The sequence below is a fragment of the Sphingomonas sp. OTU376 genome (assembly GCF_038440415.1).
Taxonomy (GTDB): domain Bacteria; phylum Pseudomonadota; class Alphaproteobacteria; order Sphingomonadales; family Sphingomonadaceae; genus Sphingomonas; species Sphingomonas kyeonggiensis_A.
In genome coordinates this window covers 1-7881 of the sequence record NZ_JASATQ010000116.1, presented here as the reverse complement: position 1 = coordinate 7881, position 7881 = coordinate 1, and the positions used below count along the sequence as shown (strand labels likewise).

At 65.5% G+C, this 7881-nt stretch carries 8 protein-coding genes and 1 tRNA gene; 2 read left to right on the top strand and 7 right to left on the bottom strand.

Annotated elements, in window-relative coordinates; all coding sequences use genetic code 11:
- Nucleotides 1-55: 55 nt before the first annotated feature.
- From AAHM44_RS24320 to AAHM44_RS24310, 3 genes are read right to left on the bottom strand one after another with little or no spacing between them, the layout of a single operon-like run.
- Complete coding sequence (locus tag AAHM44_RS24320; protein ID WP_269575420.1) at nucleotides 56-1225, bottom strand: D-alanyl-D-alanine carboxypeptidase family protein; 1170 nt, start codon at nucleotides 1223-1225, stop codon at nucleotides 56-58.
- Between the two features lie 17 nt (nucleotides 1226-1242).
- The gene (locus AAHM44_RS24315; protein WP_342251601.1) at nucleotides 1243-2346 is read right to left on the bottom strand and encodes an SPOR domain-containing protein; all 1104 of its coding nucleotides are present in this window, start codon (nucleotides 2344-2346) and stop codon (nucleotides 1243-1245) included.
- Complete coding sequence (locus AAHM44_RS24310; protein WP_269575422.1) at nucleotides 2330-3355, bottom strand: lytic murein transglycosylase; 1026 nt, start codon at nucleotides 3353-3355, stop codon at nucleotides 2330-2332. The genes AAHM44_RS24315 and AAHM44_RS24310 overlap by 17 nt, the downstream gene beginning before the upstream one ends.
- A gap of 311 nt (nucleotides 3356-3666) precedes the next feature.
- Between AAHM44_RS24310 and AAHM44_RS24305 the strand changes: the two genes are divergently transcribed.
- Together AAHM44_RS24305 and AAHM44_RS24300 are read left to right on the top strand one after the other, a co-directional pair.
- Nucleotides 3667-3756: transfer RNA gene (locus AAHM44_RS24305), tRNA-Ser, on the top strand.
- Between the two features lie 375 nt (nucleotides 3757-4131).
- Nucleotides 4132-4407, top strand: coding sequence for an HU family DNA-binding protein (locus tag AAHM44_RS24300; protein WP_342251600.1), 276 nt, complete (start codon nucleotides 4132-4134; stop codon nucleotides 4405-4407).
- A gap of 98 nt (nucleotides 4408-4505) precedes the next feature.
- Here the strand turns inward: AAHM44_RS24300 and AAHM44_RS24295 are convergent, their stop codons facing one another.
- From AAHM44_RS24295 to AAHM44_RS24280, 4 genes are all read right to left on the bottom strand, one after another.
- Nucleotides 4506-4802 (bottom strand): helix-turn-helix transcriptional regulator, encoded by a 297-nt coding sequence (locus AAHM44_RS24295; RefSeq protein WP_342251599.1) that lies wholly within the window; start codon nucleotides 4800-4802, stop codon nucleotides 4506-4508.
- Nucleotides 4803-5011: 209 nt separating this feature from the next.
- Nucleotides 5012-5413 (bottom strand): hypothetical protein, encoded by a 402-nt coding sequence (locus AAHM44_RS24290; protein ID WP_342251598.1) that lies wholly within the window; start codon nucleotides 5411-5413, stop codon nucleotides 5012-5014.
- A gap of 69 nt (nucleotides 5414-5482) precedes the next feature.
- Nucleotides 5483-6082 (bottom strand): M17 family peptidase N-terminal domain-containing protein, encoded by a 600-nt coding sequence (locus AAHM44_RS24285; protein WP_342251597.1) that lies wholly within the window; start codon nucleotides 6080-6082, stop codon nucleotides 5483-5485.
- Nucleotides 6083-6193: 111 nt separating this feature from the next.
- The gene (locus AAHM44_RS24280) at nucleotides 6194-7804 is read right to left on the bottom strand and encodes an FAD-dependent oxidoreductase (RefSeq protein WP_342251602.1); all 1611 of its coding nucleotides are present in this window, start codon (nucleotides 7802-7804) and stop codon (nucleotides 6194-6196) included.
- Nucleotides 7805-7881 lie beyond the last annotated feature (77 nt).

The window sequence follows — 7881 nt, the reverse complement described above, 5'->3', positions numbered from 1 at the left end:
GGGGGGGCCCCCAACCCACCCCCTACCCCTCCCTTTCAGGGAGGGGAGTTCAGTCTCAGGCTCCGAACAGCGACCAGAAGCCGCGCCAGGCGCGGCCGAAGAACCCGGCTTCGGCGACGTCCTTCTCGGCGACCAGCGGCACGGTCTGCGACGGCAGGCCGGGCGAGTCGATGATCAGGTCGGCGATATGGTCGCCTGCCTTGAAGCCGGCCGGGACCGGGCCGTTATAGACGATGCGGCCCTGCATCTCGGGCGCGGTGCCTGCCGGAACGGTGGCGCTCAGGTCGCGCGGGGCGACCACGCCGACGCTGCCCGAGGTGCCGCCCTGGACCTGGACCTCGCCGACCTTGCGGCCCTTCTTGACCAGTGCCTTGGCCTGCCAGGCGCGGAAGCCCCAGTTCATGAACTTCACCGATTCATCGGCGCGGCCATTGTAGGTGGTGAGCCCGGCGACGACCATGACGAGGCGGCGGCCATTCTGCTCGGCCGAGCCGGTGAAGCCATAGCCGGCCTCATCGGTGTGGCCGGTCTTGAGGCCGTCGGCGCCCTGGACGCGGCCGAGCAGCGGATCGCGGTTGGACTGGCTGATGTCGGCACCGGCGCCGAGCGTCTTGCCCCAGGTGAAGCTGGGGAGCGAGTAGAACTGCTTGTAGAGGTCCGGATGGTCCTGGATCGTCGCCTTGGCGAGGTGCGCGAGGTCGCGCGCGGTGACATAGGTGCGGCCCTCGTCCGGCCAGCCGTTCGACGTGCCGAAATGGCTGTTGGTGAGGCCGAGCTTCTTCGCCGCCTCGTTCATCCGCTGGACAAAGGCTTCCTCGCTGCCGGAGATGCCCTCGGCGAGGACGACGCAGGCGTCGTTGCCCGACAGCGTGACGATGCCCTTGAGCAGGTCGGACACGGTCGGCTTCTCGCCCACCGCGAGGAACATGGTCGAGCCCTGGCTATGCCACTTCCTCCAGGTCTCGGGCTGCACCTCGATCTGCTTGTCGAGCTTGAGCTCGCCCTTCTTGATCAGGTCGAACGCGACATAGACCGTCATCATCTTGGCCATCGATGCCGGCGGCATGCGCCGGTCGGCATCCTTGGCATAGAGCACCGCGCCCGAGGACAGGTCCTCCATATAGGCGACGGGCGCCGGGGTGTCGAAAGGCGGCGGGCCGGCGGCGTTCGTCGACTGGGCGGCGGCAAGCGCCAGGAACGATGCGGCGAGCAGCAACTTCTTCATGTGATTCGTCCGGCCTTTCAGTTGGCTTGGACGCGTGCATCTCCATAGCCCGCGCCCGCGGCGCGCCGCCGTGCCGCTTCGGCCTCGCCCGCCGTGGCGAAGGGACCGAGCTGGACGCGATGGAGCCCGCCACCCGGCTTTACGAACCCACCAAGGCTTTGGGCAAGCGCTTGTGCGCGCTGGGCGTTAGAAAGTGCGGCAACCTGGACGATAAACCTGCCATTCGCGGCGGGCCGGGCCGGCGGCGGGGCGGTGCGTGCGGGGGCCGGGCGCGGCGCGGCGGTGCGCGGCGGGGTGTAGGCGGGCGGCGCGTAGCTCGGTGCCGCCGCGTAGCTCGGGCGGTTCGGCAGGCGCTTGCGCAGCGCGGTGAGCAGCACCTGGGGCGCGTCGGCGCGGTCGCCGGCGGGGCGGCCGGCCTGGAGCGCGGCCTTGTCCATCGCGGGCGGGTTCACGCTGCGCAGGCGGACGCCGATCGTGTCGCCACTGGCGCCGAGCAGGCGGGCGGCGCCGGCGGAGAGGTCGATCGGGTGGTCGGCGCCGGGATCGGTGCCGGTGACGAGCACGAGGATCGTCTTGCCGGTGTCGAGCGAGGTGACCTCGACATAGGAGTTGGCGGGCAGCGCGCGGTGGACGGCGACCACGGCCTGGTCGGCCGAGCCGCTGACCGGGCGGATGCCCGCATAGCCGATCTCGTCATAGCGCGGCGTCTCGCCCGGGGCGGGCTGCGACGAGCCGCTCGGGCCCCGCGCGCCCGCTGTGGGGTCGGCATAGTCGGCGGGCGCCTGCTGCTGCTGGACCGGGGGCTGGTATTGCGGCTGGCGCTGCGCCGGCGCGGACCGGGCGCCGGGCACGGCATAGGACGCGCCGGGGGTGCTCGCCTGCGGGGCGGGCTCGCTCCATTGCGGCTGGGGCTCGGGCTCCGGCGCGGCCGGCCGGGCCGGCGCGGGGCGCGAGCGCAGCGTGCCGTCGGCCGCGCGCCAGGTCTCGCCCGACTGGGCGTCCTGCGCGCCGCCATAGGCTTGCGCGGCGACGGAACCCCGCTGCTGCAGGGCGTGGGCGTGGCTCGGGGCTACGGCGACAACCGTGAGCGTGAGCGCGAAGATGCTAGCGTTCGACCTCATCGGCGAGCAGGCCTACCGACAAAGCGTAAAAATTCGAGCAATTATAGTCGAGGATGACGCGATAATTGCCGGTGAGCAGATAGCCGGTCTTCCCCGGGCCGTCCGGCTCGAGCAAAGTCGCCTGGACATTGTCGGCCGGCCAGGCACGGGTCTGCGGCACCACGCCGAGCGCGCGCCACTCCGCCATCGTCTTCCAGCGACTGTGCCGGTCGAACACGCGCGGGCAGCGCGGCGCGACGGTCCTGTTGGCGATCGCCGCACGGTCGAGACTGGCCGGCACGCTCACCGCGAAGCCCCAGGGCTGACCCTTGCGCCAGCCGGCATTGACGAAATAATTGGCGATCGAGGTCAGCGTGTCCGCCTCGCTCGTCCAGATATCGGCCATGCCGTCGCCGTCGCCGTCGCGCGCCAGGCGGAGATAGACCGAGGGCAGGAACTGCGGGCCGCCGAACGCCCCCGCCCAGCTGCCGATCAGCTTCTCGCGCGGCACCCCGCGGTCGATCATCTTGAGCGTGGCGATGAACTCGCCGGCGAACAGGTCGCGCCGCCGTCCCTCATAGGCGAGGCTGGCAAGCGCGCGGGGCAGATCGAAATTGCCCATCACCCGCCCGTAATTGGTCTCATGCCCCCAGATCGCGACCATGACCGATTCCGGAACCCCGGTCTCCGCCTCGATCCGCTGCAGGCGCGGGCGCTGGCGCTGATAGGCCGCCCGCCCCTGCCCGATCCGCGCGGCATCGACATGGCTTCGGCGATAGGGCTCGAAGTTCGAGATCGGCGCATTGGGCGCGGTCTCGGGCTGCTGCCGGTCGAGCTGCACCACCCGGGCGTTATAAGTGAGCGTCGGGATCACCAGGTCGATCGTCCGCCGGCTCACGCCCTGCGCCGCCGCCTGGCGCGACAGCTCGCCCAGATAGGTCTGGAAGCCACTTTCATCCTGCGCGATCGCGGGCGCACCGACGGGCGCCGCCGCGATCACGGCAACACCCAGCGCCAACAGGCTACGCATCACACCACTCGATCCCCGCATGCGCCTTTTGTGCCACAGCGAGACTCGATCCTGAACCCCCCAGCGGCGGTTTTCGTCAACAAATTGTGGCGGATCGTCGCCAATCCGGATAGCGCGAGTCGCAACGCGGAAAGGTGGCCGAGTGGTTTAAGGCAGCGGTCTTGAAAACCTACAAGGACTATGTCGATTTGCGTGTTAGAAATTTGGAATATGCGTTATATATCAATGCCTTGAAGCGATTGCATTCCTGGCGGTTAAAGCTGATAGCGGAGCTGGTAAGCACATAGTAAGCAGTTCGCGGCGTTTGGTTTGGAAGTGTGGCCGAGTGGTTGAAGGCTCCAGTCTTGAAAACTGGCATACGGGCAACCGTATCGTGGGTTCGAATCCCACCGCTTCCGCCAACGTGCCCGCAGAGTGCGCCAGAATCGCGGAGGCGTAACGTCAGCGCGGGCGATCACCCCTCAGCACCAGAGCGCTTGCCCCCGGGCCCCACCCGCTCTCAGCGAGGATTACCTTAAGTTCTCAAGATCCAGCAGAGCCCTTGGCGCGCGGCAGCGGTTCGTCGCCTTGAGAGAATAGGTGCCGAGCGAAAGCTCAGTGATTCGACCGATCGGATTTCGAGGAGCCTGCATCGCGTCGATTTCCCTGCTTTCCCCATGCATCTGTCCGATGCTCGCCCACGATCTGCGTACAGGCGAATGGCACCGAGACGGACCGACGATCAGGCGCTAAGGAGCCGCTCCCCGACCAATTCATTGCGGCAAAGGACGTACGACATGACTATCAACGAGATCGCAGAAACGCTGGCGGCCGAGCATGGGGCCAGCAAGGCCGATGCGCGCAAACTGATCAATGATGTCTTCGCCGCGATCGGAGACGCTGCTGCCAAGGGCGAGGAGGTCGCGATCAATGGATTTGGGAAGTTCAAGGTCAAAGCCAGCCCGGCGCGCGACGGCAGGAACCCCTCAACCGGTGAGAAAATCTCGATCCCAGCCTCGAGGAAGGTCACCTTCACGGCGGCAAAAGCCCTGAAGGATCGGCTGAACGGATAGAGACGTAAAGGGAGCGGTGTTCGTATTGGCCGTCGCTCCCTTCACCCGCTGGCTGGGTTGGTCCGACCGCTATGCTACCGATGTAATTTGCAAGACAGTCAATCCTCCAATTGATGCCGACCGGTAGCTCGCGCTGAATAGGCACTTGTGCTGCGAAACCTGTGTCGTGAGAGCCAGGCGAGCACATCCTCCTCGACGTAGATGACCGTCGCTTGCTTGCTGTCGCCCAGCTTAATGAATGTGGGCCCCTTCCCTTTCACTCGCCAAATCTTGAGCGTGGTAGGACTGATGCCTATCAGCGCTGCCGCCTCCTGATTGCGCAGGTGCCGCCGCGGCGCGAGCGAACCGTTCCCTCGGCCCACCACTTGCTCTCTTGGATCGATGCTCGTGTTCATCACAGGAATGTGGCTGAGGTGACCACCTTGAGGAATACGGAAATGATCGCGAACGTATGATGAAGTGGCGCGGAGATGTCTTACTTGCGCGGGCGTAGCAAGGCTTGGGACAAGTGTTCTCATTCAACCCGGCGGCTGGCGCGGAAATGACCTGTCAACCGGATCGATGCGCCCGCCGTCTGACAGTTTCCGGGGCCGGAAGGAGCCGGTCAGGGTTGAGCCTTGCCGTTGCCGTTCTGAGGAATGACGCCTTGGGTGGTCACCTTACCATCGGCGGTGACAAGAACACTCGCGCGCCGAACGCCGCTCGCATCGATCAGGACCACGCCGGAGCCTCCGCTGTTGTTCAGGAAGAGATATGATGACGCGCCGCCGGGTCGATTGAAGATCACATGCGCCCCTTTGTCATCGACCTCGAGCGCAGTGGTGGGGCCTCCCGTATCCGGGTTGCTGAGAGTCACCGAGGGGCGGTCATCCTTGTCGAGCTTGATGGTGACGACGCTTCTGGCATCGGTGCGCACGAACTCGATCACCGGAGTTCCGTCCTTTGCCGACATGACGATGCGCGGCCGCCCTGCTTGATCGACGATCTGGATTTCCTGCGTGATCACGGGCGGAGGCGGAGGGACAGTTTGCATTGGACTTCCTTCGATAATGCGGGCGGCATCACGGTCTGGGTTCTATTTTCGAGTGAGCAGGGAGCCGAACTGCATCGCAGCATCCTCGAAACGGGGGGCGCCCACATCGAACACCCAGCGCTCAAGCGCGGTTTGGCGCGTGAGGCCTAGCTCGCGAAGTCTGGCTTGCGCATCGACGGCAGCGATGAGGCCCTTCACCATATGGGTCGGCGCGCCCCGGGTCTGATCGGGAAGAAGACCACTATCAAGCATTCCAGGTGCAAAAGCGGCGGAACGGCTTTTGAGCGCGAAGGCAGTGTTGGCAGCAAGGTGCACGGCGGCTTCAAGGGTTTCGGCTGTCCAGTCGACGGGATTGCCGAGCCCGATGAGAAGGAGAGCGCTGGCGGCTATCGAGGAAGGAGGTTCGTCGATGAGCAACGCCTCGCCGACGCGGGCGCGAAACACCCCGTCCTTCCTCAATCCGAGAAGGTTTCCCCCGAGGGCTAAGTCGACGTGGGCAAGGCCGCCCTTGACCGAACTGGTGCCGATTTCTCGGGTGAACATGCAGATGCAGGAGAGATCGACCTCCGCGCGAGAGCCGTCCCACGCAGCCACCTCGACTGCGATATTCCGCAGTTTGCCGACGATCTTGTGAGATATCACCCGTATTTCCCTTTTTCTCTGCCGGTGCGTCAGGCGGACGGGGCACCTAACAGGGGCGGCGATCGACCCGGCGGGTCCCCATCCTGAGGCATTCGTCGCATCCGCGCGTGCTCACGCCGCCTCTTTCGCGAGCGCGCTGAGATATGCATGAATCTGGGCGACGGCCGCGGCGCCGTCGCCAACCGCGGCAGCGACACGCTTTGTTGAGCCGGCCCGGACGTCGCCAATTGCGAACACGCCCGGCATGCTGGTCTCGAGAGGCGCCCGTCCCCTCCCGGTGAGGATGAACCCGCGATCATCGGTCGATATCGCGCCTGCCAGCCATCGCGTATGCGGGATCGCGCCGATAAACAGAAAAAGGTGGCTGGCCTCGTACCTTGTCGTGGCGCCGGTGGTGCGGTCACGTACCACGGCGCTCGTGAGCGTTTGCCCGTCGCAGTCCAATTCTACGAGTTCGGTACCAATATGGATTTCGACATTGGGCAATACCGAGATACGATCGATAAGGTAGCGCGACATCGTCTCCGAAAGGTCGCGCCGGACAAAGACGCGAAGCCTTCGGACATGAGGCGCGAGGAACGCGATCGCCTGGCCGGCCGAATTGCCGCCCCCGACGAGTGCGACATCCTTGCCCGCACATAGTCGGGCTTCTACGGGCGAAGCCCAATAGGAAATGCCAGCGCCCTCGAAACGGGCGAGCTCAGGAATATCCGGTCGCTGGTAGGCGGCTCCGGAAGCAACCACCACCGTGCGGGCCCTCACAGTCGCGCCGCCAGTCAGCTGAAGGACCAGATAATCGCCTTCACGATTCAGGCGCTGTACCGTGACCGGGATCGCGACTTCGGCTCCGAACTTGAGCGCCTGGTTGAAAGCGCGGCCAGCGAGCGCCTGTCCGGAAATGCCCGTCGGGAAGCCCAGATAATTCTCGATGCGGGCCGACGCGCCAGCTTGCCCGCCCATTGCGCGTTCATCCAGGACGATCACCGAAAGGCCTTCGGAGGCTCCATAGACCGCCGTGGCGAGCCCCGCCGGTCCTGCGCCGACCACGGCGATGTCATAGGTCTTGTCCGCATCGAGAGTCGGAAGAATTCCAAGGCACGCGGCTAGTTCGGTTTCGTCCGGGCGCTTGAGCAGTTCGCCGTTGGGACAGACCACGAGAGGTAACTCGCTGGGCAACAGCGCCATCCGCTCCACAAATCCGCGCCCCTCACCATCGACTTTGGGGTCGAGCACCATGTTGGGATAACCCGTGCGGGTCAGAAATCCCTGGAGCCGCAGGAGGCGGACGTCGTCCGGTTCCCCGATCAAGATCGTCCCGGAGCCTCCCTGTTCGATCAGGCCGACGCGGCGCAGGATGAGCGCGCGCATGACGATCTCGCCGATCTCGGCCGAACCCACCAGCAGGGCCCTGAGATGAGACGGGTCGAATGGCAAAAGGGTCGCTCCATCGCTTCCCGCGCGTGCCGAGGCGAGTGAGGCACGACCATCGATCTGGCTGACCTCGCCCGTGAACTGACCAACCTCATGGGTCGTAATCGGTGCCTCCTCGTCGAGACCGTCGCGGCGCAGGACATCGATAGAGCCATCCAGGACCAGCCAGACCGGAACATCCCGGTCGCCTGTCGCGTAGATGATCTCGTTCGGTGTGAAACGGCGCGGCGGTGGGGGGGGGGACCCCCCCCCCCGGTTGAAATGAAAAAACGGGGTGGACCGGAAAAAAATGGGGGGGGGGGGGGGTTGGGGGTGTGGTATGCGGTGCTTTGGGGGTTTGTGTTGGGTTTTTTCTTGGGAATTTTCTC